This window comes from Azonexus caeni (assembly GCF_048146105.1).
Classification (GTDB): domain Bacteria; phylum Pseudomonadota; class Gammaproteobacteria; order Burkholderiales; family Rhodocyclaceae; genus Azonexus; species Azonexus aromaticus_B.
This window is the reverse complement of record NZ_JBKJAD010000010.1, coordinates 87,588-111,235: the sequence shown is the minus strand read 5'-3', so window position 1 is coordinate 111,235 and position 23,648 is coordinate 87,588. Positions and strand designations below refer to the sequence as shown.

Below are 23,648 nucleotides of genomic sequence, written 5' to 3'. Positions count from 1 at the left end.
CAACGGAGAAAAACATGCCCGTCGCCAACCTGCACGCCCTCGCCGGCCATCCGCGCGAAAACCTCAAGCAGTGGATCCGCGAAACCTCGAACGCACTGTCGGAAATCCTCGCCGCCCCGAAAGATCGACTGGAAGTCTGGGTCACCGAAATCGATCCCGAACTCTGGGGCATCAACGGCCTGCCGGCAGACGAAGTGCTGGCGCAAACGCCGCGCCACGACGCCGAGATGCCCTTCATCCGCATGGTCCTGATGGAAGGCCGGACGACCGAGCAACTGCACCGGGTGATCGCCGAACTGACCGCCATCACCGCCCGCCTGCTCGACGTCGATGCGCAGCGCATCCGCGTCTACATCGCCCAAGCCCATCCCGACCGCTGGGGCATCGGCGGCGTCCCGGCCAGCATCCGCCGGGCTGCCGAACTTGCCGCCCGTCAGCCGGCCACCGGCTGAACCCGTCGCCTCAGCGACGCAGCCAGTCGGCCGCCAGACGGGTCAGACGCGGCATGACGAGGTAGGACATGATGACGGCGACCAGCGCCGTCACCACCGCCGTGCGCAACAGGAAAGGCAGGCCGGCGAGCAATGGCGCGACAAAGGCGAGCAAGAACGCCACCGTCGGGAAAATGCCGCACCAGCTGAGCAAGGTCATCTTCCAGCGCCGCGGCATCCGCTGCGCCGGCACCAGCGTCGGTCCGAACCAGGCATCGAGGCCGTGCAGCATCCGGTACTCCGGCTCGCCCTCGGCCACCGCCGCCAGCCGTTCCATCCATTGCGCGCGTACCGGCGACGCCTGCCAGCGCTCCAGATCGGCCTGCTGCGCAAAGCGTTGGATGATCTGGTAATCGCCCCCCGCGGCAGCCGGCGGAATCAATTCGGCCGACACGTAACCCGGGAAATGCCGCGCATCGGCAAACATCGCGCCGACCAGCGCCTCGTAAGCCTCGGCGCATCCCTCCTTGGCCCGCCGCCGTACAACACGAAACACCGCTGCGTCGCCCATAACAATCTCGACAAAATAATTAATATCGAGATTTTATAGAGTACATGCAATGAATAGCCAGCGGTTTTTCCGGATGCGCCCCGGAAAAACACCAACAAAAAACCCGCTGAGCCTTGCGCCGATGTGCCTTTTAGCAATTCTTGTCCCGAAAAAAGCAATTCCTGGCCAAAAAACACCCAAAGAATTCAATGAGTTTGCGAGCCTCAAGCACAAAATGATGGCCGCGACCAGTCGGCATCCGAAAAACCAGGAACGACACAAATCGAACTCGACGTTTTCGAACAATCGAATCGCCCAAGGGGGCGTACATGCCCTCCTGTTTGCCAAGCGCTGACGCCAAAGGATGCTGAACGACGCCCAGCGGATTCACAGTGCGGATCGACGTAGCGTTTGTCGACAGAAACCGCCGTGCTTGGAGTACCCGTGATCGGCACAACGCTTTCGGTTACATCTGCAACCCGTTCGCCGGTCAACAAAATAAGCAGCAGAAGATTGACTTGGGGATAGGCCGCAAACATGCAATAAGCGCCCGGCGAACCCAGGTTAATTTCTGACTCAGGTGGCGGATCCTGGCTTCCTGCGATGCGGGATTGACTCTACAACAGCAATGCATTGCAAGCTATGGCTTGCATTTGTACGATTTTTTCTTAAAATGCAAGCCATGACTGACAGTATACGATTGCCTGACGAATTGGGACGCCAACTGCGAGCAAGGCGCGAGGCGCTGGGCTTGAGTAAGTCTGCGCTCGCTGATAAAGCGGGCAAAGTTCGTGAGGTCGTATACAGACTCGAGGCAGGGGAGGACGTCACAGTATCGTCGTTGTTGGCTGTCATGGGGGCGTTGGGGCTGGTGCTTCGTATCGAACGTGCGGGCCTGCCATCCGCCAGTGAAGTTGCCGCCAGATTCTTGGATGAGGACGATGCTCCCTGAAAAAATTCGACTGCTAAATGTCTCCATTGGCGATGCTGACGCGGGCCAACTGCTTCGAACATCCACATACGAGTTCCGCTACCTTCAGCCCGACCCAGAGCAAGCCACTGTAGCATTGCTCATGCCCCCCCGAGAACAACTCACGTGGCAGGATGGAGACCTGTTTCCCCCTATGGACCAGAACCTCCCCGAAGGTGACTTGTTCATGAGGATTCGGGAACTCTTTCCAAAGCAACCCATGACGCCAATGCACATGTTGGCGCTGGTCGGGCGTAATGGTATTGGTCGTTTGGGTTACAGCTTGCCCGACCAAGCTGCAAGACCTTTGCCGCGCCCCCTGAGCAAAAGCGAATTGCTGGAAACGGCTTACACGCCGGAAGTGTTCAATGAGCTGGTGGCCGCCTACCTGAGTACAGGGGCAGGCATCGCAGGGATGCAACCGAAAATCATGGTACCTGACCGGCCGACAGTGCCAATTCCCTCGCTCATCGTGAAGGCTGCGAGTGCAGCCTACCCTGGACTGGCTGCGAACGAATTTCTTTGCCTGACTGCCGCTCATAAGGCGGGTATAGAGGTGCCGTCGTTCGCGCTGTCCGAGGATGGGCAGATGCTGGTACTGGACCGCTTTGACTTGGTCGTTCATGATAACGGACGGGTAGAGCGGTTGGGTTTTGAAGATATTGCGGCCCTAGCCGGCTTGCGGGTGCGCGACATCTTGTCAGACCGCAAGTACCACGGCAGCTATCAGCGCATCGCAGAACTGCTGCGCCAATTCCAGTTGCACAGCGACAACTTGCATCGATTCTTTGAGCAGGTGGCATTTTCCATCATGGTGCGAAATGGTGACGCACACCTGAAAAATTTCGGTTTACTCTACCGCTCGCCTGAAGATATGTGGCTGGCTCCCATGTTCGATGTAGTGACAACGAGCATTTACAAATACGCTCAATCACCGGGTGGGCCACTGCTTGAAGACCGAACGCTGGCCCTCAAGCTTTTCTCTGGCAAGCACCAGACAAAGGCGTATCCAACAACTGAAGAGTTACTGGATTTTGGCCGGCGGGTATGTGGTGTTGCCCAGCCCGCGCATGTGGTTCAGCGCATAGCGCATGCTATGCACCAGACGATGGCAGGGGCGAAAGAAGATTCGCGTGTTCCGAGGGAGTTGTGGGTGCAGATGAACCAGGCTTGGACCTCGGGTTACAGCTACGCGGAGTAGCCGAGAAATTGCTGTATCACTGCAGCACATTTCGCGCTATGCCATTACTTGGTAACTTTCGTTTTCGTGGGTTGGTAAGCCAGATGTGTCCCGGAACCGCGCTTTTGGTAAGCCAGGATGACAGGCCGGCGGCTTGACATACTGTGTTACCAAGTCGCCGGGACAGGCAGTCGCAGCACTCCCAGAATGCACACACATTCACTTTTCGGGAGTCTCGCGATGTCATCCATTCGTTACGCCAAATCCCAGATTGCCATTCACTGGCTGGCGGCGGCATTGATCATCTTCCTCTTGGTCACGGGCACTCTGGTGCTGGCCGACCTACCCAATACCGCCGAAAAAATCGGCAACCTGCGCTTCCACATGATCCTCGGCGTCCTCGCCGGGGTTCTGGTCATCGCCCGGGTCATCCTGCGCAAACGCCTGCCGGCGCTTCCGGCGGTGCACGGGGAGATGTTCGCCCGGCTCGGGCACATGGCGCTCAACCTGATCATCCTGCTACTGGTATTCAGCGGCGCCATGCTGATGCTGCAGAGTGGCGCGCTGGACGCCTTGTTTGGTAGCGCGGCCTTGCCGGCTGACTTCAAGGAATTCACACCGCGCCGGATTCATGGCCTGGCCTCACGGGCCGCCATGGCCCTGATCGCCCTGCATGTTCTGGCCGCCCTTTACCATCAGTTCATCGTCAGGGACGGGCTGCTCGCCCGCATGGGGATCGGTTCGAACAAGATCGGGCGGCAGTGATGAAACTGCATCTCGACAAGCGATGGAAGATCGCCATCGGCATCCTGGTGCTGGCCGGGATGGGCCTTCTGATTCTGCGCAACAGCCCGCTGGCGCCGATGACGAAAGTGACGACGGCGCCTGTGGAACGCGTCAGCTTGCAGGCTTCGCTGTTTGGCATCGGTATCGTCGAAGCGCGCCGCAATGTCCTGATTGGCCCGACGACCGCCGGACGTGTCGCCCGCGTGCTTGTTGACCAGGGCGAAATGGTGGCAGCCGGCCAGGTGCTCGCCGAAATCGACCCTGTCGATCTGCAGGCGCGCTTGGCTGCGGCTCGTCATGGGCAGGCCAGGGCCGACTCGGCGCTGGCCGCAGCCGAGGCCCTGGGCCGCGAGGCGGAAAGCCGGCTGGCAACCGCCGAGGCCAGCGCCCGGCGCTATGCCGCATTGCGTGAGCAGGGCTTTGTCAGTACCGAGGCGGAACGCGCCAAAGGCCATGAGTTCCGTGCCGCTGGCGCTGCCCAGGCGGCCAGTCTGGCCAACGTTGCGGCGGCTCGCGCCGAGAGCGAGCGCTCCAGGTCAGAGGCTGAGGCATTGGTGCGCCAACTGGGCAACATGCGTCTGCTGGCGCCGGTGGCCGGCCTGATCGTCGCCCGAGATATCGAGCCGGGCAGTACGGCTGTCGCCGGGCAGGCCGTAGTACGCATGGTCGAAACGGATTCTTTCTGGTTGCGGGTACGTATCGACCAGGGGCGTTCCGCCGGGCTGGCAACCGGCCAGACGGCCAGCATCGTGCTGCGTAGTCGACCGGGAGAGACATTCACCGGCAAGGTCGCGCGCATCGAACAGTTGTCGGATGCGGTGACCGAGGAGCGGATTGCCATGGTGGCATTCGACAGCCTGCCGGCGGGATTGACTTTGAACGAGATGGCCGAAGTCACGGTGAACATGCCGGCACGGCCGCCTGCACTGGCCGTGCCGCCGGCTGCGCTGGTGCGTCAGGACGGCCGCAGCGGTGTTTTCCTGGCCATCGACGGCAAGGCACAGTTTGTGCCGATCAGGGCCGGTTTGCGTGCGGCAAGCGGCATCGAAGTGCTCGAAGGTTTGCGTGGCGGTGAGGCCGTCATCGTCACCCGTGCCCGCCCGCTTGCCGATGGCGACCGGGTACGCGTGACGGATGCAGGGGGAGCGCAGTCGTGATCAATCTCGCTGCCCGGGATATCGGCCATCACCTCGGCCGCTTCATCTTCACCGGCATCGGCCTCGGGCTGTTGATCGGCGTCACCCTGACCATGGCCGGTGTCTATCGCGGCATGGTTGCCGACGGCCGCGCCGTGATTGCCGCCTCTGGCGCCGACATCTGGGTTGTGCAGAAGGATACGGTGGGTCCGTGGGCCGAGCCTTCGTCGATCCGTGACGACCTTTACCGCAGTCTGGCCGGGCTGGTTGGCGTCGCCGAGGCGGCCAACGTCGCCTACCTGACCATGCAGGTGCAGATCAATGGCAAGGATGTGCGCGTCATGCTGGCCGGCATCGAGCCTGGTGCGCTCGGCGAACCGGCGCAGGTGATCGCCGGGCGCCCGCTATTGCGCAGCCATTACGAAGCCGTCGCCGACGAGAAGGCCGGTCTGCTGGTTGGCGATGTCGTGCGCATCCGCCGTCACGAGTACACGGTGGTCGGGCTGGCACGGAGAGCGACCTCGTCTTCTGGCGATCCGATGATCTACATTCCGCTCAAGGATGCCCAGGAAGTCCAGTTCCTCAAGGACAACGACAGCCTGATCGCGGAGCGGGCGCGCACGACGGCGAATCCGGCCATCAATCGCCCGGGGGTGCCGGGCCTGCTCGATGCCGTAGTGGCTACGCAAACCAGCAGCCGCAACGTCAATGCCGTGCTGCTGCGTCTGGCTCCGGGCTATCCCGCAGAAGAAGTCAAAGCCGAGATCGGCCGCTGGAAACATCTGACCGCCTGGACCCGCGCCGACATGGAAGAGATCCTGGTGGCCAAGCTGATTGCCACCTCCGCCAAGCAGATCGGCATGTTCCTGGTGATCCTGGCAATCGTCAGTGCGGCCATTGTCGCTTTCATCATTTACACCATGACCATCAACAAGCAGCGGGAAATCGCCGTGCTCAAGCTGATCGGCGTGCGTGACCGGAGCATTGCCACGATGATCCTGCAGCAGGCGCTGGCCCTGGGCCTCATCGGCTACGTCGTCGGTCAGGTTTCGGCGGGCTTGTGGGCGCCCTTTTTTCCCCGCCATGTCCTGCTTGAATCGGGTGATGCCCTGCGCGGCCTGGTCGTCACCCTGGTGGTTTGTGCCCTGGCCAGCGTCCTGGCGATTCGGGCCGCCCTGCGCATCGACCCGGCCGATGCCATAGGAGGTTGATCATGCTGAATCCGACAGCAAACAAGGAAGTTGCCATCCGCCTGAGTGGCCTGACCAAGACCTACGGTCAGGGCGCAAATGCGGTGCATGCATTGCGCGGTGTCGACATGACCATCCATCGCGGCGAAGTCGTCGGTCTGGTTGGCCCCAGTGGCTCGGGCAAGAGCACCCTGCTCAAATGCCTGGGGGCGGTGATAGAACCGAGCGGCGGTCACATCGAACTCGGTGGCGAGCGCATTTTCGACGAGCCGGCCGGCGGCTGGCAGATCGATGACTTGCGTGCCCTGCGCCGTGACCGCATCGGTTTCATCTTCCAGGCTCCGTACCTGATTCCTTTCCTCGATGTGACCGACAACGTTGCCCTGCTTCCCATGCTCGCCGGCAAGCCAAACGAAAAGGCCCGGCAGCGAGCCCGTGAGCTGATCGAAGCGCTCGATGTCGGCCATCGCGTCGGGGTCCGCGTTTCCATGCTCTCAGGCGGCGAGCAGCAGCGGGTGGCAATCGCCCGCTCCCTGGTCAATCACCCGCCAGTGATCCTCGCCGACGAACCGACTGCGCCACTGGATTCGACTCGGGCGCTGGCAGTGATGCGGATACTCAACGACATGGCGCAACGCTACGGGGCTGCCATCATCGTTGTCACCCACGACGAAAAGATCATTCCGACTTTCAAACGCATTTATCACATCCGCGATGGCCGCACCGAAGAGGAAGCCGGTGAAGGCCGGGAAATCACATCATGACCCTACGCAAGCTTGTTTTGTCACTTACCCTGCTGGGCAGTGTTTCGCTGACCCAGGCCGCTGACCTGCTTGAGGTTTACCGTGCGGCGCGCAACTACGATGCAGGCTATGCGGCGGCCAGCGCCGCGCGCGATGCCGAGCGCGAGAAAGCCCCGCAGGCACGGGCCGGCCTGCTGCCCAGCATTGGCCTGGCAGCCAGCACCACCCGCAACCGGGTGGAATCCACACCGCGCGCCGGCGGGCTCGCCAGTCATGCCGAATACAACAGCAATGGCTGGACGATTTCCCTGAGCCAACCGCTGTTCCGCTGGCAAAACTGGCAGGGCTACCAGCAGGGCGAACTGCTGGTGGCGAACGCCGAGGCCAGGTTTGCGCAAGCCGGGCAGGAACTGCTGCTGCGTGTCACCCAGGCCTATTTCGATGTGCTGTTGGCGCAGGAAACCGTGGCCAGCGTTCAGGCGCTGAAGCTGGCCACGGTCGAACAACTGGCATCGGCCAGGCGCAATTTCGAGGTCGGCACTGCCACCATCACCGATACGCACGAGGCACAGGCGCGTCACGACCTGATCGTGGCCCAGGAAATCGCCGCCGCCAACGACCTGGCGGTCAGGCAGCAGTTTCTCCTTACCCTGACGGGCGAAGCGTACTCACAACTCGATGGATTGAAGCAGGACGTCAACATCGGCCGACCGGTGCCCGATGACATGGCGCAATGGGCCAGTCTGGCCGAGCACGGAAACATCGGCGTACAAGTTGCCGAAACCTCAAGGGAGGTTGCCCGTCGCGAGGTGGAAAAGCAGAGTGCCGGGCACTATCCGACTGTCGATCTGGTCGCCAGTCATGGCCGGAGTGCCACGGGCTTCAGCTCGACAGCACCGGGCGGCCTGGATAGTCGTACCACGACCATCGGGCTGCAGTTGAATTTGCCTATTTTTGCCGGCGGGTTTGTATCTTCAAAAAGCCGGGAGGCGGTCGCCCTGCACGAGAAATCACGGGCCGAACTGGAGAACGCGCGTCGCCAGGCGGTGTTGGCGGCACGCCAGGCCTATCTTGCCTTCAGCAATGGCCAGGCTCAGATCAAGGCATTCGAGGCCGGGGTCACTTCCTCGCAGTTGGCCCTGGATGCGAACAAGCTTGGCTACGAGGTCGGCATTCGCATCAACATGGATATCCTGAACGCCCAGAGTCAGCTATTCGATACTCGGGTCAAACTGGTCAAGGCACGTCTGGATACCATGCTATCGTTGCTGCGTCTGAAACAGGCGGCAGGGATTCTCGCTGAGGAAGACCTGGCGGCGATCAACACCCTCCTGAAACGATGATGACAGTACGTAGCGAGCACCTGCTGGTCGTCGATGACGACCGCGAAATCCGCCGTTTGCTGGAAGAATATCTTGAACAATCCGGCTACCGGATAAGCAGCGTTGCCGATGGCAAGGCGATGCGCAAGGCTCTGGAGAATCACCGGATCGATCTGGTGATTCTCGACCTGATGCTGCCCGGCGAAGATGGTTTGAGCCTGTGTCGCGAACTGCGGACCCATTCGAACCTGCCCGTCCTGATGCTGACCGCCCGTGGTTCGGAAATCGATCGCATCATCGGCCTGGAAATGGGGGCCGATGATTATCTGAGCAAGCCATTCAATCCCCGGGAACTGCTGGCGCGGGTCAAGAGCATCCTGCGGCGCGCGCATTCGCTGCCGCCAAATCTGCAAACCAGCGAAGCGGCAGCTTACCGTTTTGCCGACTGGACTCTGGATGTTTCGGCACGCAACGCCATTGCCCCGGACGGTCTTGTCGTCCCGTTGTCAGGGGCGGAGTTCCGGCTGCTGAGTGTCTTCCTCGAACACCCGCAACGTGTTCTGTCGCGGGACCAGATTCTTGAACTGATCGCCGGGCGGGAATCGCTCCCCTTCGAGCGCAGCATCGATGTGCTGATCGGACGCTTGCGCAAGCGCCTGCAGGATGATGGCAAGGAACCCGCCCTGATCAAGACGGTACGCGGTGAAGGCTATGTGCTGGCGGCTCAGGTGGAGGTCGTCTGATGTGCTGCTTGCCGCGCTCCCTGTTCGGACGTCTGCTCCTGCTGATGACAGCGGGACTGGTTCTCGCCCAATTGGCCGGAACCGCCATCCATTTACGGGAACGGCAACGTTCGCTGGGCGATATCGTCAGTCAGGAAATGGTCCAGCGCTTTGCCGCCATTCATCGGGCGATCGATGGCGAGCCCGAAGCGGTACGTCAGCGGCTGGCCGATCGCTTGTCGACCCCGCGGCTGGCCCTGAGTATCGAAGCATCGGCGCCGCAGGCGGGTCAGGCCCGGACGATGCTGACCGATTTTGCCCAGCGGATGCGCGAGCAACTGGGCCCCGGCATCGAGGTCCGAACCGTGGCCCTGCCGCGTTTTGGCGCCTTTGCCTTCGACATGTATCTGCAACTTTCGGATGGCAGCTGGCTGCGCATCAACGGCAGCGCACCCGATGACATTCTTGCCCAGCCCTGGCATGTTCTGATCAACCTGGGGGTGATGTTGCTGGCGATCGTCGTTCTGGTTGCCTTTGTCGCGCGCAGCACGGTTCGCCCACTGACGCGATTGGCTACCGCCGCCAACGACCTGGCTGAGGATCTGAAACATCCGCCACTGCCGGAAGAGGGACCGAGCGAAGTGCAGGAGTCGGCGCGGGCTTTCAACCTGATGCAAACCCGCATCCGCTCGGGCATCGAGGAACGCGAGCGCTTCCTTGCTGCGGTATCCCATGATCTCAAGACCCCGATCACGCGACTACGTCTGCGGGCCGAAATGATGGCCGACAAGAACCTGCGCGAGGACATCCGGCACGACGTCGACGACATGCAGCAGTTGATCGATGACGCCCTGGATTTCCTGCGCGGCAAGGCAGTCGACGAAGCCATTCAGCCCATCGACCTGGTGGCGCTGGTGGAAAGTGTGGCCGACGACTTTTCGAATGACGGCCTGGTTTCCCTGGAAGCCCCCGAGCAACTGCGTTTCAATGGGCGCCCCAGAGCACTGCAAAGGGCATTGCGTAACCTGGTCGACAATGCTTTGAAGTACGGCGGAAATGCCCGCGTCGCCCTCGGAACGAATGGCGCGGAGATCGTCCTTGGCGTGGAAGACGATGGCCCCGGCATCCCCGAGTCCGAGCTTGAATCGGTGTTCGAACCTTTCCACCGCGTCGAGAGCTCCCGCTCCCGCGAAACCGGCGGGACCGGTCTTGGTTTGGCCATCGTCCGCCAGGTAGTGCGTGGCCATGGGGGTAGGGTCGTGCTCTGCAATCGCCCCGGTGGGGGACTGCGGGTCGAAGTGAGGATTCCTTCCTGAAGACCACACACCAGCGGGTTTCAAGTGTTTCTCCGATGGTGGGCGGTACTGGGTTCGAACCAGTGACCCCTGCCGTGTGAAGGCAGTGCTCTACCGCTGAGCTAACCGCCCATCGAGGAAGGCGCGAATTTAACCATAAGTCGCGAAGCGGGTCAAACCTCGCTCAGCTAAAATAGCGAACTTTGTTTCACACAGATCGAACCGATTCCCATGAAGCCTGTCCGCACCCGTTTCGCCCCCAGCCCCACCGGTTACCTGCATATCGGCGGCGCCCGTACCGCCCTCTTCTCGTGGGCCTATGCCCGCCGCCACGGCGGCACTTTCGTCTTGCGCATCGAGGATACCGATGTCGCCCGCTCGACACCGGAAGCCGTTCAGGCCATCCTCGACGGCATGGCCTGGCTCGACCTGGGGCACGACGAAGGCCCGTTCTACCAGATGCAGCGCATGGACCGTTACAAGGAAGTGATCCAGCAGATGCTGGCGGCCGGTACCGCCTATTACTGCTACACGACGCGCGAAGAACTCGATGCGCTGCGCGCCGAACAGGAAGCCCGTAAGGAAAAGCCGCGTTACGATGGGCGCTGGCGTCCGGAAGAAGGCAAGACGCTGCCGCAACCGCCGGCCGGCGTGTCGCCGGCGATCCGCTTCCGCAATCCGAAGGACGGCGTCGTCGCCTGGGACGATGCGGTCAAGGGCCGGGTCGAGTTCGCCAACAGCGAGCTTGACGACCTGATCATCGCCCGCGCCGATGGTACGCCGACCTACAACTTCTGCGTCGTGGTAGACGACTGGGACATGGGCATCACCCACGTCATCCGCGGCGACGACCACGTCAACAACACGCCGCGCCAGATCAACATCCTCAAGGCGCTGGGTGGCGAGGTGCCGACCTACGCCCACCTGTCGATGATCCTCGGCGACGACGGCGCCAAGCTCTCGAAGCGCCACGGCGCGGTATCGGTGATGCAGTACGACGACGATGGCTACCTGCCGGAAGCGGTCATCAACTACCTCGCCCGCCTCGGCTGGTCGCACGGTGACGACGAAGTCTTCTCGCGCCAGCAATTCGTCGAATGGTTCGACCTCGACCATATCACCGCCTCGGCGGCCCAGTTCAACACCGAAAAGCTGCTCTGGCTGAACCAGCACTACATGAAGCAGCTGCCGGCGACCGAACTGGCAGCCCGCGTCAAGCCGCGGTTGGCGGCACGCGGCGTCGATACCGACAACGGCCCCAGCCTGGAAAAGGCGGTGGCGCTCTACGTCGATCGCTGCAACACGCTGAACGTCCTGGCCGATGCTGTCGAAGTCTTCTACACCCCGGTCACCCCGTCGGCGGAACTGCTGGCCCAGCATCTCACCGACGAAACGCGCCCGGCGCTGGCCGACTTCGCCGCCGGCATCGCCGGCGTCGCCTGGGAAATCCCGGCCATCGCCGCGCTGATCAAGGAAACCATCGCCAAGCACGGGCTCAAGATGCCGAAACTGGCGATGCCGCTGCGCGCCCTGCTGGTCGGTCAGACGCAAACCCCGTCGGTCGACGCGGTGATCGAACTGTCCGGTCGCGAACGCGTTGCCGCCGCCCTGAAAAAATATCTCTAAAATCTCGCGAAGGCCCTTTACAAGGGGAAAGTCGATCCCTATAATGCGGCCTTCTTTCGAGCAGGGGGGTATAGCTCAGCTGGGAGAGCGCTTGCATGGCATGCAAGAGGTCAGCGGTTCGATCCCGCTTACCTCCACCAAAGAGCTCGAAAGAATGTAGTAAAAAAAGTCCGGGTCCCCATCGTCTAGAGGCCTAGGACACCGCCCTTTCACGGCGGTAACCGGGGTTCGAATCCCCGTGGGGACGCCAAGAATTTGCAGTAGCACAGGTTCAAGTGCGGAGTGGTAGTTCAGTTGGTTAGAATACCGGCCTGTCACGCCGGGGGTCGCGGGTTCGAGCCCCGTCCACTCCGCCAATTTATTCCCAAGTGACTGATTGTATTAAGCAATCAGTCACTTCGGTAATCAAGGGTACAAAGACAGGGTACAAAGTTCAGTCAAAATGGACTGGACATGCCACCTGCCTGCCCCTCAGGAACCATACCTACCATTTCCGCCAAAGCGTTCCACCAGAGTTGCGTTCGCTCATCGGCAAGCGGGAAATCAAGAAGTCTTTGGGTCGCAATTACCCGGCAGCCGTCAGCCTTGGCAAGAAGCTTGCCGTCGAGGCTGACAAGGCAGTCTGTGATGCTCGCGCCCAATTCGACAACCTCCCTGTCGATCCCTTCTTCTCCGAGGGTATTCGCCGTACCCGGCTGGTTCCCCTGACGGAAGTCACGCCAGAACTCGAAACCCAATCTGATCCGATTTCTGATCGGCCGGCGGAACCTTGACAATTCGTTGGGGATGTCAGTCGGTGTTCAGGCTCTCTTTATGCCGAAATACGACGCTGGAACGCACGGCGATCAATAACGCGGCAAGAATGAACCCAGCGGCAATGGAAAAGGTAGCTGCGAGGCCTGAGGCGGCAATCTGCGGGGCGAGCGCTGTGAAATCGGAGGTACCCGCCCCCAAGGCAAAAGCCGCGCCCATCAAGGACGCGCCAGTGATCAGACCGAGGTTGCGCGAGAGATTGAGCAGGCCGGAAACGAGACCGCGCTGCTCGGACCCGCTGCCGGTCATCACCGCAGTGTTGTTCGCCGCCTGGAACAGCGCATAGCCGGCGGTGGTCACGGCCAGCGCGCCGACATACCCCGCCAGGCCGACGCTGGCGGACAGCGCCGGCAGCGTAACGGCACCCAGCGCCATCGTTGCCAGGCCGGCGATGGTCATCCGCTGTGCACCCAAGCGATCCACCAGACGGCCGGCGGGCATACCCGAGAGCGCAGCCACCAGCGGGCCGGTCGACATCACCAGGCCGACCGGAGTCGCTTCCAGAGCGAAGACGCTGGCGAGGTAGAACGGCCCGACGACCAGCGTTGCCATGACTACGGCGGTGACTAGGGCGCTCATCGCGAACCCGGCGCCAAGTGTGCCCTGGCGGAACAAACCTGGCCGTACAAGTGGCGCCGGCGCCCGCGCTTCGACCCACAGGAACAGCGCACCGCCACCGATCGAGGCAAGGAGCAGCGCGCCATTGATGACCCCGAAATGACCCTTGCCTAGCGTCATCGCCAGCGCATAGGCGGCGAGCGCCATGGCCAGGACGACTAAGCCAGCCTTGTCAAACGGCGGACGTGGCGCCCCGGTCGAGGGGGTATCGGTGGGCAGGAGGCGCAGCGCCAGGAGCAGCGCCGCAACGCCGAGCGGGAACATGATCAGGAAGATCGCCTGCCAGCCGCCAACAGCGATGAGCACCCCGCCGAACGTCGGCCCCACTGCCGTGCCCACCGCGGACATAGTACCGAGCAGGCCCATGGCGCTGCCGGTACGCTCCTTGGGTACGGCCTCGCCGACCAACGCCATTGTGAGCGCCATCATGATGGCCGCCCCTATGCCCTGGAGCGCACGCGCCGCGATCAGCCACCCCAGTCCAGATGCCGCGCCGCACAGCACGGAGGCCACGGAGAAGACGACGATCCCGACAAGCAGCAGTCGGCGCCGGCCGATGACATCACCCAAGCGCCCGACGCCGACGATCGTACTAGTGATGGCAAGAAGGTAGGCCAGAACGACCCACTGGACTGCCTGGAAAGACGCCGCGAAGGAGTGCACCAGCGCCGGTAACGCCACGTTGGCGATGCTAGTCCCCAGCGAGGAGAGCAACATGGGCAACGACAGGCTGGCCATCACCCAGCGTACGTCACCATTCTGCAAAACCTTTGGGCAATTCGTAAGATCAGGCTTGCTCATGACAGGCCCCGCCCGCCAACGAGACAATCGATAGCGAACCGGGGGCCGTCGCCGGTGCCGACAATGCGTTCCACGGGGTGCGCTTCCTCGATAAGCAGCTCGCGCCCAACGGCAGCCACGACCCGCTCAGCGAACCAGACGGCATTGGCCCCTTCGCTGGAGGCCAGATCCAGCGCCCGCCCGAGCGGCAGGCTTGCGGCGTCCGCGAACAGGAAGCTGTTGGCGTTAACAGGCCACAGGAACTCGCTTGCAGCGTAGCGCTGGATCCATGCCTCTCGCCCCATCGAGAGCGCAATTTCGGCGAACGCAGAGCCTGCGCCGACTGCCTCTTGATTTGCCCAACCGGGCGCGACCTTCACTTCCATTTTCCGACTCCTCGAACACGATGTCTGAATGCTAGTGTGGCGTCGAATAAGGCCGAAGGCGCATCGGTTGCAGTGAATAAGTGCATGAAACGCCATGCGTGAGGATGTCGTGCTATGGTGCGCGCATGTCACGACCCGATTTCAACCTGCTTCTCACGCTGGACGTGCTGCTGGCCGAAGGCAACGTGGCGCGCGCGGCCAAGCGCCTGCGGCTCAGCCCCTCGGCCATGAGCCGTGCCTTGGCGCGCCTGCGCAAGACGACCGGCGATCAACTGCTGGTCCGCGCCGGACGCGGACTCGTGCCCACGCCACGCGCGCTGGAGTTGCGCGAAAAGGTGAGCGAACTCGTGCAGGACGTGGAAGCCGCACTGCGCCCGGCGGAAAAGCCCGATCTGGCGACACTGGAACGCAGCTTCACCCTGCGCGCCGGCGAAGGCTTCGTCGAAAATTTCGGCCCAACGCTCCTGAACCACGTTGCCGCGGCGGCGCCAGGCATCCGCCTGGGCTTCGTGCCAAAGATCGACCGCGACAGCAGCGCATTGCGCGACGGCACGGTCGACCTGGAAACCGGTGTCCTCGGCAGCGGCATGGGCCCCGAGCTTCGCATGCAGGCACTGTTCCGCGACCGTTTCATTGGCGTGGTGCGCGCCGGACACGCGCTCTGCGCCACGCCGATCACCCCGTCCTCATTCGCCGCCGGCCGGCATGTCGGCCTCTCGCGGCACGGCGTGCCCCACGGCCCGGTCGACGAGGCACTGGCGGCGCTGGGTCTGCGCCGCAATGTCGTCACCACCGTCGGCGGCTTCTCGACGGCCGTGGCGCTGGCACGGGCCTCGGACCTGATCGCCAGCGTGCCGGAACGTCACACGGGAAACCTGCGCGACGGCATGTACTCGTTTGACCTGCCATTTCCTGCGCCCGAGATCACCGTATCACTGTTCTGGCACCCGAGACTGCACGGCGATCCGGCACATCGCTGGCTGCGCGGGGTGATGCTGGATGTCTGCGCGTTCTCCCGGTGAAATCGGCCGCCAGCTCGCGCAGCGCAACTCGCCCCCAGGCGGCCATTGCCGTCGTTGCCGATAGATGGCAGCGGATCAACAACCGGGACGCCGGGACCGCCACAGGCTTCACCCTCCACCGCCTTGAAGGGAACACGACGATCGATGGCGGGGGCTGCCAGGGCTTACGCTTCAACTCGGCAAAAAGGCCAAGCCTCGCTACCATGCAACAAAGCACTACAAAACTGTTCTACATGGCACTATTCCAATCAGCCTGAGTAGCGCAACCCCGTTCCCTGATGCAAGAGGCACGGCTCGATTTTCCATCCGCTTCCAAGATCGGATCACCAACCGCGAACCACGACCATGGCCGAAATCGAAGCTGGCAACATTACCCAGCGTGGCACCTTGCGCATTGTGCTGGCCTATGCCATTTTCGCCGGCCTGTGGATCCTGCTTTCCGACCGGGCGATGGGCCTATTGCTCGACAATCCCGAAACCCTGGTGCAAGCCAGCATGGCCAAGGGCTGGTTCTTCGTTGCGGTCACTTCCCTGCTGCTCTATGTACTGGTGCGGCGACTCATTGACCAGATCGCCGCAGCCCACAGGCGCGAACTTGCCATGGCGCACGAGTTGCAGCGCGTTCCAGCAATGCTTTCCGCACTCGCCGACAACACCGATGACGCGATTTTCATCAAGGATATCGAAGGACACTACCTGCTATTCAACCAGGCAGCTGCCCGCTTCGTCGGCAAATCCGCCAACGACATCCTAGGCCACGACGACCGTGCTCTCTTCCCGCCAGATCAGGCGCAGATGCTGATGGCGATCGGCCGCCGGGTAATCGCCACCGGCAAGACCGAAACCAACGAGGAAACACTGCACACCGCCGACGGAACGAAAGTCTTCCTCGCCACCAAAGGGCCGATCCGCGACACCAACGGAAAGGTCTTCGGCATATTCGGCATCTCGCGTGACATCACCGCGCGCAAAATGGCAGAGATTGCGCTGCACGAGCGCGATCATCGACTGGAAGCCATCATCGGCCATTCGCCCTCGGCGCTGTCGCTCAAGCACCTCGACGGCCGCTACGCCTTGGCCAACCCCAATCTGCAGCGTATCCACCACATGAGCGAAGCCGAGATCGTCGGCAAGACCGACTTCGATCTCTATCCCGAAGAATTCGCACGCGTATTCCAGGCCAACGACCGGCAGGTCTTGGCGACCATGAGCCGGCAATCCATTGAGGAAGTCGTACCGGTAGATGGCGTTCCGCGCATCTACATGTCACACATCTTTCCTGTTCTGGATGACCGTGGCCGGGCCGAGTACGTCTGCCGCATCTCGCTCGACATCACCGAGCGCAAGCGGGTCGAACAGGAGCTGAATCTTCGCCTTGCCGAACTGGAGCAGTTCAACCGCGCCACCATTGGCCGCGAACTCGACATGATCCGCATGAAGGAAACGATCAACGCACTGAACAAGGAACTGGGGCGCGCGCCCCCCTACGACCTGTCCTTTACTGAAGCGTTCGAACGGAAGGCCGAGCCATGAAGACGAAGCCGTTCTCCACCTTCCTGACCAGGTTGATCTGGCTCTGCCTGGCACCACTGTTGCTGCTGTCCATCGTGCTGGCCTGGCACCATCTGAAGGATCTCGAAGCAAAGCACCTGCGCGAAGGCGCCAACCTCGCGCACAATATTGCCTGGTCCAACCAGCGCTTCCTTGACGCACAGATCAAGGCGCTCAACATGCTGGCCATTTCTCCGCTGATTGACGATCCGGCACGTTGGCCTGAGCTCTACGCCGAGGCGAGAAGTTTCAACGAAACTTTCGGCACCCACGTGATTTTCGCCGATCACGAACGGCAAATGTTGTTCAATACACGCGTTGCCTTCGGCTCGAAATTGCCCAAATTGCCCCTTGCCAAGGGACGTAGCGCAGCACAACTCGCACTCGACACGGGCCGCCCCCAGGTCGGCGACATCGTGCTTGGGCCAGTCGCCAATCTACCGCTGGTGGCGATCGCCGTTCCTGTCTTGCGCGGTGGCAAGCCGACGCAGCTCGTGCTCAGCACCCTCGATACCACGCAGTTTCAAAAACGCATCGACCAACTGGCCTTGCCGACCGGTTGGTCGGTCACCTTGCAGGACAGTACAGGCGCCGATATCGCGCGACGCTCCCCAGCCGGGTTCGACAGTGCGCGCGATGTGGCGGAGGACCATCGTTTCGTCGTCCGGTCGGAATCCCCCCGTGGACCGTGGTACTGGAAATCCCGCGCAGCATCCATTGGGCTGCTTACACCAGAACGGCCCTCGAGATCGCAATCGCCATTCTCATCGCCACCCTGCTTGGCGTCCTGGGTGGCGCCTGGGCCGGCCGCCGTATCGGGCAGCAAATTGCGGCGCTGAACGCACCGCCCGGGAGTCCGCTACCTGCACTGCAGATCGCCGAAATTGCCAGCGCGCGTACCCAGCTGAATCAGGCCGATCATGAACGGCGCGAAAGCGAAGCGCGCTTTCGTCTGCTGTTCGATCTTGCACCACTACCGCTGGGCTACGTTGCCCACGACGGGCGGATTCTCGCCCAGAACAAGCGCTTCGGGCAGGTCTTCGGGTACACCCGGGACGAAGTTCCGAACATCGAGGCCTGGTGGCAGCTCGCCTATCCCGACCCGGACTATCGCGCCAGCGCCCGCTCCCACTGGTGTGCTGCCGTCGACCACGCCAGCAAAACCGGTGCGGATATCGAACCACAAGCCTATCGCATCAACTGCAAGGACGGCAGCACACGCAACATGCTGGTTTCGGGCATTGCATTGTCCGACGGATTCCTCACCACCTTCTTCGACATCACCGAACAAAAGAAGGCTGTCGACGCCTTGCGTGAGAGCGAGGCTCGGCTACGCCTGCTCGTCGACCATGCGCCTCTTGCGATGGCGTTGTTCGACCGTGGAATGCACTATCTGGCCGTCAGCCAGTCCTGGCTGACATTTTTCGACAAGGCCGGCCAGGACGTGATCGGCCAGTCGCATTACGAGATCTTCCCGAACCTGAAGGAAGAATGGAAGGAGGCTCATCGGCGCGGGCTGGCCGGCGAGGTGCTTGGGTCGGACGGCGATCCCTTCATGCGCAGCGACGGCATTGCAATCTGGACCCGCTGGGAAGTTCGCCCCTGGCGTGCTGCCGACGGGGGCATCGGAGGCATCGTGATCTTTGCCGAGGACATCACCGCCCGACGCCATGCGCAGGAGGCATTGGGCTCGGCATTGGAAGAGCAGAAAGCGGCGCGCCTGGCGGCGCTCAACCTGATGAACGATGCGCAGGCGGCGCAGCACCGGGCCGAAGAAGCGGCCGACGCAGTACGCAAACTGTCGATGGCCGTCGAGCAGAGTCCGGAGAGCATTGTCATTACCGATGTGCGAACGCGTATCGAGTATGTCAACGAAGCATTCCTGCGGCAGACCGGCTACACCCGCGAGGAAGTCATCGGCAAGAATCCGCGCATCCTGCAGTCGGGCAAGACGCCGGTGGAGACTTTCCAGTCCTTGTGGGCGACCTTGCAAACCGGGCAGACCTGGAAGGGCGAGTTTTTGAACCGGCGCAAGGACGGCAGCGAATACACGGAATTCGCCATCATGACCCCGATTCGGCAGCCCGATGGCCAGATCAGCCACTATGTGGCGATCAAGGATGACATCACCGAGAGGAAACGCCTCGGCCAGGAACTCGACGCCCACCGCCATCACCTCGAACAACTGGTGGCAGAGCGCACCAAGGAGCTGGAAGAGGCACGTGCGCAGGCCGTGGCAGCCAACCAGTCGAAATCGGAGTTTCTCGCCAACATGAGCCATGAGATACGGACGCCGATGAATGCGATCATCGGGCTGACCCATCTGTTGCGACAGGAGGCCACGACGACTCACCATATCGACTGGCTGGGCAAGATTGACGGTGCGGCAAAGCACTTGCTGGCGATCATCAACGACATACTCGACCTGTCGAAGATCGAAGCGGGCAAAATTGTTCTTGAAATGCGGGATTTTTCGGTCGCCGGCCTGCTCGACGAGGTCAGCTCGCTGATCGGTGAGCAAGCCCGGGCCAAGGCGCTGGCCGTGACGATGCATCTCGACGGCGTGCCCGCCTGGCTGCGCGGTGATTCCACCCGCCTGCGCCAGGGCATGCTCAACTATGCCGGCAATGCGCTGAAATTCACCACCGCAGGCAGCATCGCCTTGCGTGCCAGCCTGCTGGATCAACGCGATGGCCGCTACCTCGTACGTTTCGAGGTACAGGATACGGGGATCGGCATCGCCCCGGAGGCCCTGCCACGCTTGTTCCAGGCTTTCGAACAAGCCGACGCCTCGACCACGCGCAAATTCGGCGGAACCGGTCTCGGCCTCGCCATCACCCGGCGCTTTGCCCGTCTGATGGGCGGTGACGCCGGTGTCGAAAGCGCGCCGGAACGGGGCAGCACTTTCTGGTTCACCGCCTGGCTCGATGCCGGCCAACCGGTGACGCAGACACCCCAGTCGGCCTTCGGCACGAGTTGTGAGGAAGAATTGCGCCGCCGCCATGAGGGAACCCGACTCCTGCTTGCGGAAGACAATCCGATCAACCGCGAGGTAGCGCTGGAACTGCTGCGCAGTGTGGGACTTGTCGTGGATACCGCCCCCGACGGTCTTCACGCACTCGACATGGCGCGCATCAGTGATTACGCCTTGATCCTCATGGACATGCAGATGCCGGAAATGGACGGGCTGGAAGCGACGCGAGCCATCCGCGCCCTACCGGGACGCGGACGCGATGAGCTGCCGATTCTAGCCATGACAGCGAATGCCTTCACCGAGGACCGCCAGGCTTGCAACGAAGCGGGCATGAACGATTTCGTGGCCAAGCCAGTCGATCCGGATGCACTCTACGCAACCCTGCTGAAATGGTTGCCGGCCGTTACGCCACAGGCCGTGCCGGGCAAAAATGGCGGCGCTGGCGACGCCCTGGCGGCCGGCATGGATGACGAAGCACTGTACGCGCGGCTCAGCACGGAACCGGGCATGGATGTCACCGAAGGCATCCGGATGCTGCTCGGCAAGCGCGACCGTTACCTGAGCCTGCTGCGGGAAATGGTCGACAGTCATGGCAGCGACCCGGAACGCGTGCAGACGGCGCTGCTCGCCGGAGATCGCACAACGGCGTTGCGCGTCGCCCACACGCTCAAGGGCGTGGCAGCCCAACTCGGCGCCAGCGGACTTGCAGATGCAGCCGGGGATCTTGAAAACTGCCTGCACGATGGCGAAAGGACCGCCGGGAGCGACCTGGAAATCCTCTGTGACGCGGTCGATGCAAAGCTGCAGCGACTCAGCCTGCTGATCAACAGCACCGTTCGCAGCCATATCTCCTAAGAGCGATCCCGCAACGAAGCAATTGCCGGGTACAAATCCCGGTCCAACACTCCCCCTCCTCGCCCAGGCAATACGCCTCCCGCTACCCGCCGGATCAAGCGAGCTGAACTGACATTTTCGGCAAGGAACGGATCGCCAAAAGCGCCCTGTTCAATCGACACCGAGGCGTTGGTGATGAACGACTAACGCCCCTCGCCGATGGCGTGGCGTATGGGTGCCGGCGAAACGATCGAGGGTTCCTGAAAGGGGTTGCCCTGTACCAGAACGATCGCTGCCGTGGGCGCTGCTGCCAGGGCAAAAAGCAGGGTTGCCACGAGCGCTGCCTTGGCATTTTCGGCATGCACGACAGCCACGGAGAGCAGCGTCAGCAAACCGAGGAAAGCCATGCCCAGCCATTTGAGCGGATTGATATGGGTCTGGCTGAGGCTGATCCGCAAGTCGCGGTCGTTACGCAAATCGGCAGCCTTTTGCAGCATCAGCATTTGCCCATTGCCGCCTGCCGCCTGGGCAATTTCGGGCCTGATCAACAGGACGAGCAGTGCATCAGCTTGCGCCGCAGCATCACTGCTGACACCGCGCTGCGCCAGTTGTGGCCACTCGGCGACGATAGCCTCGCCGTAATCGATCAGTTGCCGGTTCAACTGCTGCATGATCGGCAAATCGATATTTCTCGCCATCGTCAAAATACTGCGCAAGCTGTCCGCTTCACGGTACACGGCAGTCGTTGCCCGATCATGCGCATTCCAGGTGTCGTTGGCCAGAAAGGCCAGGGTCAGGCCAAACAAAACCCCAATGATGTTGATGAACGGTGGTGCGACGCCGTGCAGGCCACGAATCCGGGTGGCACATCGCGAAGACGCCATCAGCCAGTAAATGCCCCACACCATTGCGAAGGTGCCGACCACCGCGAGAAAGGCATAGCCATAGTGGTCGTAGAGATAAAGCTGCGAAAAAGCCATGCTGGATAAGCGCCCGATTTGCCCTGATGCGCCATAACTCTAACAGGCCCGGCGCAAGGTCGCTGCAGGAAAGCCCCGACCGGCAAGCCGCCGGAACACCGGACAGTTGCTTGATCGAATGGACATGAGCTTCATGAAGGCCGACTTCCGGACTGTTGCACAATCCCCAGAAAGCCTTGGCAAGTCTGTGGATAAGATCGGGAGAAATGAGCCAAGCCACTGACTTGAAAGAAAAACACGGCGCCGCTCATTTTCCGGGCAATCAGGCGGCCTGGCGACGCATCCGGATTACCTGCAGCGGCGCCTGAACGCAGGCGGCCTCGTCGGCGAAACGATCTCCACTCGCCCCGGCAGCCAACTCAAGCCTCGTCCGGACGATTGCGATAGTGTTCCCCGGCCATCCGGGCGGCGGCCTCCCACAGCGCAGGCGCCCCACCCTCGATCGGCGGACGACAGCGCGTCGTGATCTGTTCTAGCGTCACCCCGCATTCCACCCAGGTGCCGCCATCGGTCGCCGCGTTGTGCAGCATCGGCTGGAAACGATCCAGGGCCTTGGCGAATCTGGCGTCGTCGCTCTCCGCCACCTCGAACTCCCGCCACAAGTCGTGAAACTCGCTTGCCTGGGGTTCCGGCAGCAGACCGAAGATACGCTCGGCGGCCAGACGTTCGCGCTCGGCCTGACCGACATGCGTCGCCGGCAGGTGGAAAGGCACGTCACCGGCATCGATCTCGACGATGTCGTGGATCAGCAGCATCTTGACGACGCGCAGCACATCGACGTTGCCGGCGGCGTGTTCGGCGAGCACCAGCGCGTACAGGGCGAGATGCCACGAATGCTCGGCGCTGTTTTCGCGGCGCGAGCGGTCGATCAACGGCGACAGTCGCACGATGCTCTTGAGCCGATCGATTTCCCTGAGGAAATCCAGCTGCCGTTCCAGATCGGAAGTCATCACCTTGCCGCCATCTCGCTAAAAATCTTGCAGGAAAAACCAGCCAACCCGGCCTATTTTCTCCACTTCGCCCAGGGGTCCGAAGCGTCCTTCCCGGACGCGTCCGAGCGATTCGCCGGCCGCTGTCTCGGGCCGTTGCGCTGGCCGGCATCCCGGTCGTGCGCCGCGGCCTTCCGGGCGCGCTTTTCCCGCAAGCGCTCGGCATCCTCCAGGCTCAATTCGGCAGGCAGACCGGGCAGCTGATCCGGCGGCACGATGCGATCCCGCGGCGGCAGTTCAAACTGCTCGGCAGAGGCGCGCGGCAGGCCCTTGAATTGATACAGGTAGAAGGCCTCGACCTTTTCCCGGGCCCAGTCCGTCTTCTTGAGGAACTTGACGCTGGAATCGATGCTCGGCTTGGTATTGAAGCAGTTGATGTTCAAGTAGGCGTACAGGATCTCGAAGCCGTAGTGATCGACGATTTCCGTCAGCAGTTGCTTCAGGCTGACGCCATGCAAGGGGTTGTTCTTGTAATCGATGTCAGCAGTCATGGGCCTGGATCAGCGGGGATGGCGTTTTCATGGGGAAACAAGCTTGCTACAGTAGCGCGGCGCGCAGCCTCTGACCAACAGCTTGCCTTGCTCAACCGCAAAACAAAAAGCCCTTGGTGTCCAAGGGCTTGAATTGCTTGCTGCAGAATTATTGGCGGAGAGGGCGGGATTCGAACCCGCGGTGGGCTATTAACCCACACACGCTTTCCAGGCGTGCGACTTAAACCGCTCATCCACCTCTCCGGAAGCCGCGCATTGT

The 23,648-nt window shown here is 62.0% G+C and carries 23 protein-coding genes and 5 tRNA genes; 20 read left to right on the top strand and 8 right to left on the bottom strand.

Annotation, left to right across the window (positions count from 1 at the left end):
• Positions 1-14 precede the first annotated feature (14 nt).
• Positions 15-452, top strand: coding sequence for a tautomerase family protein (locus ACLIIZ_RS11705; RefSeq protein ID WP_416692302.1), 438 nt, complete (start codon positions 15-17; stop codon positions 450-452).
• Positions 453-462: 10 nt separating this feature from the next.
• Here ACLIIZ_RS11705 and ACLIIZ_RS11700 read toward each other — a convergent pair whose 3' ends face one another.
• On the bottom strand, positions 463-987 hold the full coding sequence (locus ACLIIZ_RS11700; protein ID WP_416692300.1) for an antibiotic biosynthesis monooxygenase: 525 nt from the start codon (positions 985-987) through the stop codon (positions 463-465).
• 64 nt (positions 988-1,051) lie between these two features.
• Here ACLIIZ_RS11700 and ACLIIZ_RS11695 point away from each other — a divergent pair, with 64 nt between their 5' ends.
• The 10 genes from ACLIIZ_RS11695 to ACLIIZ_RS11650 all read left to right on the top strand — a co-directional run bounded on the left by ACLIIZ_RS11695 (position 1,052) and on the right by ACLIIZ_RS11650 (position 10,346).
• Positions 1,052-1,336: a hypothetical protein gene (locus ACLIIZ_RS11695; RefSeq protein ID WP_416692299.1), complete on the top strand. Its 285-nt coding sequence runs from the start codon at positions 1,052-1,054 to the stop codon at positions 1,334-1,336.
• Between the two features lie 273 nt (positions 1,337-1,609).
• Entirely contained in the window at positions 1,610-1,933 is a 324-nt protein-coding gene (locus tag ACLIIZ_RS11690) for a helix-turn-helix domain-containing protein (RefSeq protein WP_416692315.1), read from the top strand.
• Complete coding sequence (locus tag ACLIIZ_RS11685) at positions 1,914-3,152, top strand: type II toxin-antitoxin system HipA family toxin (RefSeq protein WP_416692298.1); 1,239 nt, start codon at positions 1,914-1,916, stop codon at positions 3,150-3,152. The genes ACLIIZ_RS11690 and ACLIIZ_RS11685 overlap by 20 nt, the downstream gene beginning before the upstream one ends.
• Before the next feature lie 219 nt (positions 3,153-3,371).
• Positions 3,372-3,896 (top strand): cytochrome b, encoded by a 525-nt coding sequence (locus tag ACLIIZ_RS11680; RefSeq protein WP_416692297.1) that lies wholly within the window; start codon positions 3,372-3,374, stop codon positions 3,894-3,896.
• Positions 3,896-5,074 carry an efflux RND transporter periplasmic adaptor subunit gene (locus ACLIIZ_RS11675; protein WP_416692296.1) on the top strand — a complete coding sequence of 393 codons (1,179 nt, stop codon included), beginning with the start codon at positions 3,896-3,898 and terminating at the stop codon, positions 5,072-5,074. Before ACLIIZ_RS11680 ends, ACLIIZ_RS11675 begins: the two co-directional genes overlap by 1 nt.
• Positions 5,071-6,264: an ABC transporter permease gene (locus ACLIIZ_RS11670; RefSeq protein ID WP_416692295.1), complete on the top strand. Its 1,194-nt coding sequence runs from the start codon at positions 5,071-5,073 to the stop codon at positions 6,262-6,264. The genes ACLIIZ_RS11675 and ACLIIZ_RS11670 overlap by 4 nt, the downstream gene beginning before the upstream one ends.
• A gap of 2 nt (positions 6,265-6,266) precedes the next feature.
• The gene (locus ACLIIZ_RS11665; protein ID WP_416692294.1) at positions 6,267-7,007 is read left to right on the top strand and encodes an ABC transporter ATP-binding protein; all 741 of its coding nucleotides are present in this window, start codon (positions 6,267-6,269) and stop codon (positions 7,005-7,007) included.
• Complete coding sequence (locus ACLIIZ_RS11660) at positions 7,004-8,329, top strand: TolC family outer membrane protein (RefSeq protein ID WP_416692293.1); 1,326 nt, start codon at positions 7,004-7,006, stop codon at positions 8,327-8,329. The genes ACLIIZ_RS11665 and ACLIIZ_RS11660 overlap by 4 nt, the downstream gene beginning before the upstream one ends.
• Positions 8,329-9,051: a response regulator gene (locus ACLIIZ_RS11655; protein WP_416692292.1), complete on the top strand. Its 723-nt coding sequence runs from the start codon at positions 8,329-8,331 to the stop codon at positions 9,049-9,051. The genes ACLIIZ_RS11660 and ACLIIZ_RS11655 overlap by 1 nt, the downstream gene beginning before the upstream one ends.
• Positions 9,052-9,059: 8 nt before the next feature.
• A complete protein-coding gene (locus ACLIIZ_RS11650) occupies positions 9,060-10,346 on the top strand; it encodes an ATP-binding protein (protein WP_416692291.1) in 1,287 nt (428 codons plus the stop codon).
• A 36-nt stretch (positions 10,347-10,382) separates the two neighbouring features.
• Here ACLIIZ_RS11650 and ACLIIZ_RS11645 read toward each other — a convergent pair.
• A tRNA-Val gene (locus tag ACLIIZ_RS11645) sits at positions 10,383-10,457 on the bottom strand.
• A gap of 99 nt (positions 10,458-10,556) precedes the next feature.
• Here ACLIIZ_RS11645 and gltX point away from each other — a divergent pair.
• From gltX to ACLIIZ_RS11620, 5 genes are all read left to right on the top strand, one after another.
• Entirely contained in the window at positions 10,557-11,951 is a 1,395-nt protein-coding gene (gene gltX, locus ACLIIZ_RS11640; RefSeq protein WP_416692289.1) for a glutamate--tRNA ligase, read from the top strand.
• Between the two features lie 64 nt (positions 11,952-12,015).
• Positions 12,016-12,091: transfer RNA gene (locus tag ACLIIZ_RS11635), tRNA-Ala, on the top strand.
• 34 nt (positions 12,092-12,125) lie between these two features.
• Positions 12,126-12,201 (top strand) — tRNA-Glu (locus ACLIIZ_RS11630).
• Between the two features lie 29 nt (positions 12,202-12,230).
• Positions 12,231-12,307: transfer RNA gene (locus ACLIIZ_RS11625), tRNA-Asp, on the top strand.
• A gap of 12 nt (positions 12,308-12,319) precedes the next feature.
• Positions 12,320-12,724, top strand: coding sequence for a DUF6538 domain-containing protein (locus ACLIIZ_RS11620; protein ID WP_416692288.1), 405 nt, complete (start codon positions 12,320-12,322; stop codon positions 12,722-12,724).
• A gap of 16 nt (positions 12,725-12,740) precedes the next feature.
• On the opposite strand, the gene ACLIIZ_RS11615 is transcribed toward ACLIIZ_RS11620, so the two are convergent.
• Together ACLIIZ_RS11615 and ACLIIZ_RS11610 are read right to left on the bottom strand one after the other, a co-directional pair.
• Positions 12,741-14,183: an MFS transporter gene (locus ACLIIZ_RS11615; RefSeq protein ID WP_416692287.1), complete on the bottom strand. Its 1,443-nt coding sequence runs from the start codon at positions 14,181-14,183 to the stop codon at positions 12,741-12,743.
• Positions 14,180-14,548 (bottom strand): hypothetical protein, encoded by a 369-nt coding sequence (locus tag ACLIIZ_RS11610; protein ID WP_416692286.1) that lies wholly within the window; start codon positions 14,546-14,548, stop codon positions 14,180-14,182. The genes ACLIIZ_RS11615 and ACLIIZ_RS11610 overlap by 4 nt, the downstream gene beginning before the upstream one ends.
• A gap of 125 nt (positions 14,549-14,673) precedes the next feature.
• On the opposite strand from ACLIIZ_RS11610, the gene ACLIIZ_RS11605 reads away from it, so the two are divergent.
• From ACLIIZ_RS11605 to ACLIIZ_RS11590, 4 genes are all read left to right on the top strand, one after another.
• On the top strand, positions 14,674-15,570 hold the full coding sequence (locus ACLIIZ_RS11605; RefSeq protein ID WP_416692285.1) for a LysR family transcriptional regulator: 897 nt from the start codon (positions 14,674-14,676) through the stop codon (positions 15,568-15,570).
• Between the two features lie 345 nt (positions 15,571-15,915).
• Positions 15,916-17,103: a PAS domain-containing protein gene (locus tag ACLIIZ_RS11600; protein WP_416692284.1), complete on the top strand. Its 1,188-nt coding sequence runs from the start codon at positions 15,916-15,918 to the stop codon at positions 17,101-17,103.
• Positions 17,100-17,960, top strand: coding sequence for a cache domain-containing protein (locus tag ACLIIZ_RS11595; RefSeq protein ID WP_416692283.1), 861 nt, complete (start codon positions 17,100-17,102; stop codon positions 17,958-17,960). Before ACLIIZ_RS11600 ends, ACLIIZ_RS11595 begins: the two co-directional genes overlap by 4 nt.
• Complete coding sequence (locus ACLIIZ_RS11590; protein WP_416692313.1) at positions 17,870-20,950, top strand: PAS domain-containing hybrid sensor histidine kinase/response regulator; 3,081 nt, start codon at positions 17,870-17,872, stop codon at positions 20,948-20,950. The genes ACLIIZ_RS11595 and ACLIIZ_RS11590 overlap by 91 nt, the downstream gene beginning before the upstream one ends.
• Before the next feature lie 182 nt (positions 20,951-21,132).
• On the opposite strand, the gene ACLIIZ_RS11585 is transcribed toward ACLIIZ_RS11590, so the two are convergent.
• The 4 genes from ACLIIZ_RS11585 to ACLIIZ_RS11570 form a co-directional block, all read right to left on the bottom strand.
• Positions 21,133-21,909, bottom strand: a complete 777-nt coding sequence (locus ACLIIZ_RS11585; RefSeq protein ID WP_416692282.1) for a bestrophin-like domain — start codon at positions 21,907-21,909, stop codon at positions 21,133-21,135.
• A gap of 359 nt (positions 21,910-22,268) precedes the next feature.
• A complete protein-coding gene (locus ACLIIZ_RS11580; protein WP_416692281.1) occupies positions 22,269-22,859 on the bottom strand; it encodes an HD domain-containing protein in 591 nt (196 codons plus the stop codon).
• Between the two features lie 53 nt (positions 22,860-22,912).
• Positions 22,913-23,356, bottom strand: coding sequence for a VF530 family protein (locus ACLIIZ_RS11575; RefSeq protein ID WP_416692280.1), 444 nt, complete (start codon positions 23,354-23,356; stop codon positions 22,913-22,915).
• A gap of 185 nt (positions 23,357-23,541) precedes the next feature.
• A tRNA-Ser gene (locus ACLIIZ_RS11570) sits at positions 23,542-23,632 on the bottom strand.
• Positions 23,633-23,648 lie beyond the last annotated feature (16 nt).

What these genes read in the sequence shown, in the direction of transcription:
- ACLIIZ_RS11705 (WP_416692302.1), top strand. Translation starts at nt 15, where the DNA reads ATGCCCGTCGCCAACCTGCACGCCCTCGCCGGCCATCCGCGCGAAAAC.
- ACLIIZ_RS11695 (WP_416692299.1), top strand. Translation starts at nt 1,052, where the DNA reads ATGAATAGCCAGCGGTTTTTCCGGATGCGCCCCGGAAAAACACCAACA.
- ACLIIZ_RS11690 (WP_416692315.1), top strand. Translation starts at nt 1,610, where the DNA reads ATGCATTGCAAGCTATGGCTTGCATTTGTACGATTTTTTCTTAAAATG.
- ACLIIZ_RS11685 (WP_416692298.1), top strand. Translation starts at nt 1,914, where the DNA reads ATGAGGACGATGCTCCCTGAAAAAATTCGACTGCTAAATGTCTCCATT.
- ACLIIZ_RS11680 (WP_416692297.1), top strand. Translation starts at nt 3,372, where the DNA reads ATGTCATCCATTCGTTACGCCAAATCCCAGATTGCCATTCACTGGCTG.
- ACLIIZ_RS11675 (WP_416692296.1), top strand. Translation starts at nt 3,896, where the DNA reads ATGAAACTGCATCTCGACAAGCGATGGAAGATCGCCATCGGCATCCTG.
- ACLIIZ_RS11665 (WP_416692294.1), top strand. Translation starts at nt 6,267, where the DNA reads ATGCTGAATCCGACAGCAAACAAGGAAGTTGCCATCCGCCTGAGTGGC.
- ACLIIZ_RS11660 (WP_416692293.1), top strand. Translation starts at nt 7,004, where the DNA reads ATGACCCTACGCAAGCTTGTTTTGTCACTTACCCTGCTGGGCAGTGTT.
- ACLIIZ_RS11655 (WP_416692292.1), top strand. Translation starts at nt 8,329, where the DNA reads ATGACAGTACGTAGCGAGCACCTGCTGGTCGTCGATGACGACCGCGAA.
- gltX (WP_416692289.1), top strand. Translation starts at nt 10,557, where the DNA reads ATGAAGCCTGTCCGCACCCGTTTCGCCCCCAGCCCCACCGGTTACCTG.
- ACLIIZ_RS11615 (WP_416692287.1), bottom strand. Translation starts at nt 14,183, where the DNA reads ATGAGCAAGCCTGATCTTACGAATTGCCCAAAGGTTTTGCAGAATGGT.
- ACLIIZ_RS11610 (WP_416692286.1), bottom strand. Translation starts at nt 14,548, where the DNA reads ATGGAAGTGAAGGTCGCGCCCGGTTGGGCAAATCAAGAGGCAGTCGGC.
- ACLIIZ_RS11605 (WP_416692285.1), top strand. Translation starts at nt 14,674, where the DNA reads ATGTCACGACCCGATTTCAACCTGCTTCTCACGCTGGACGTGCTGCTG.
- ACLIIZ_RS11600 (WP_416692284.1), top strand. Translation starts at nt 15,916, where the DNA reads ATGGCCGAAATCGAAGCTGGCAACATTACCCAGCGTGGCACCTTGCGC.
- ACLIIZ_RS11595 (WP_416692283.1), top strand. Translation starts at nt 17,100, where the DNA reads ATGAAGACGAAGCCGTTCTCCACCTTCCTGACCAGGTTGATCTGGCTC.
- ACLIIZ_RS11585 (WP_416692282.1), bottom strand. Translation starts at nt 21,909, where the DNA reads ATGGCTTTTTCGCAGCTTTATCTCTACGACCACTATGGCTATGCCTTT.
- ACLIIZ_RS11580 (WP_416692281.1), bottom strand. Translation starts at nt 22,859, where the DNA reads ATGACTTCCGATCTGGAACGGCAGCTGGATTTCCTCAGGGAAATCGAT.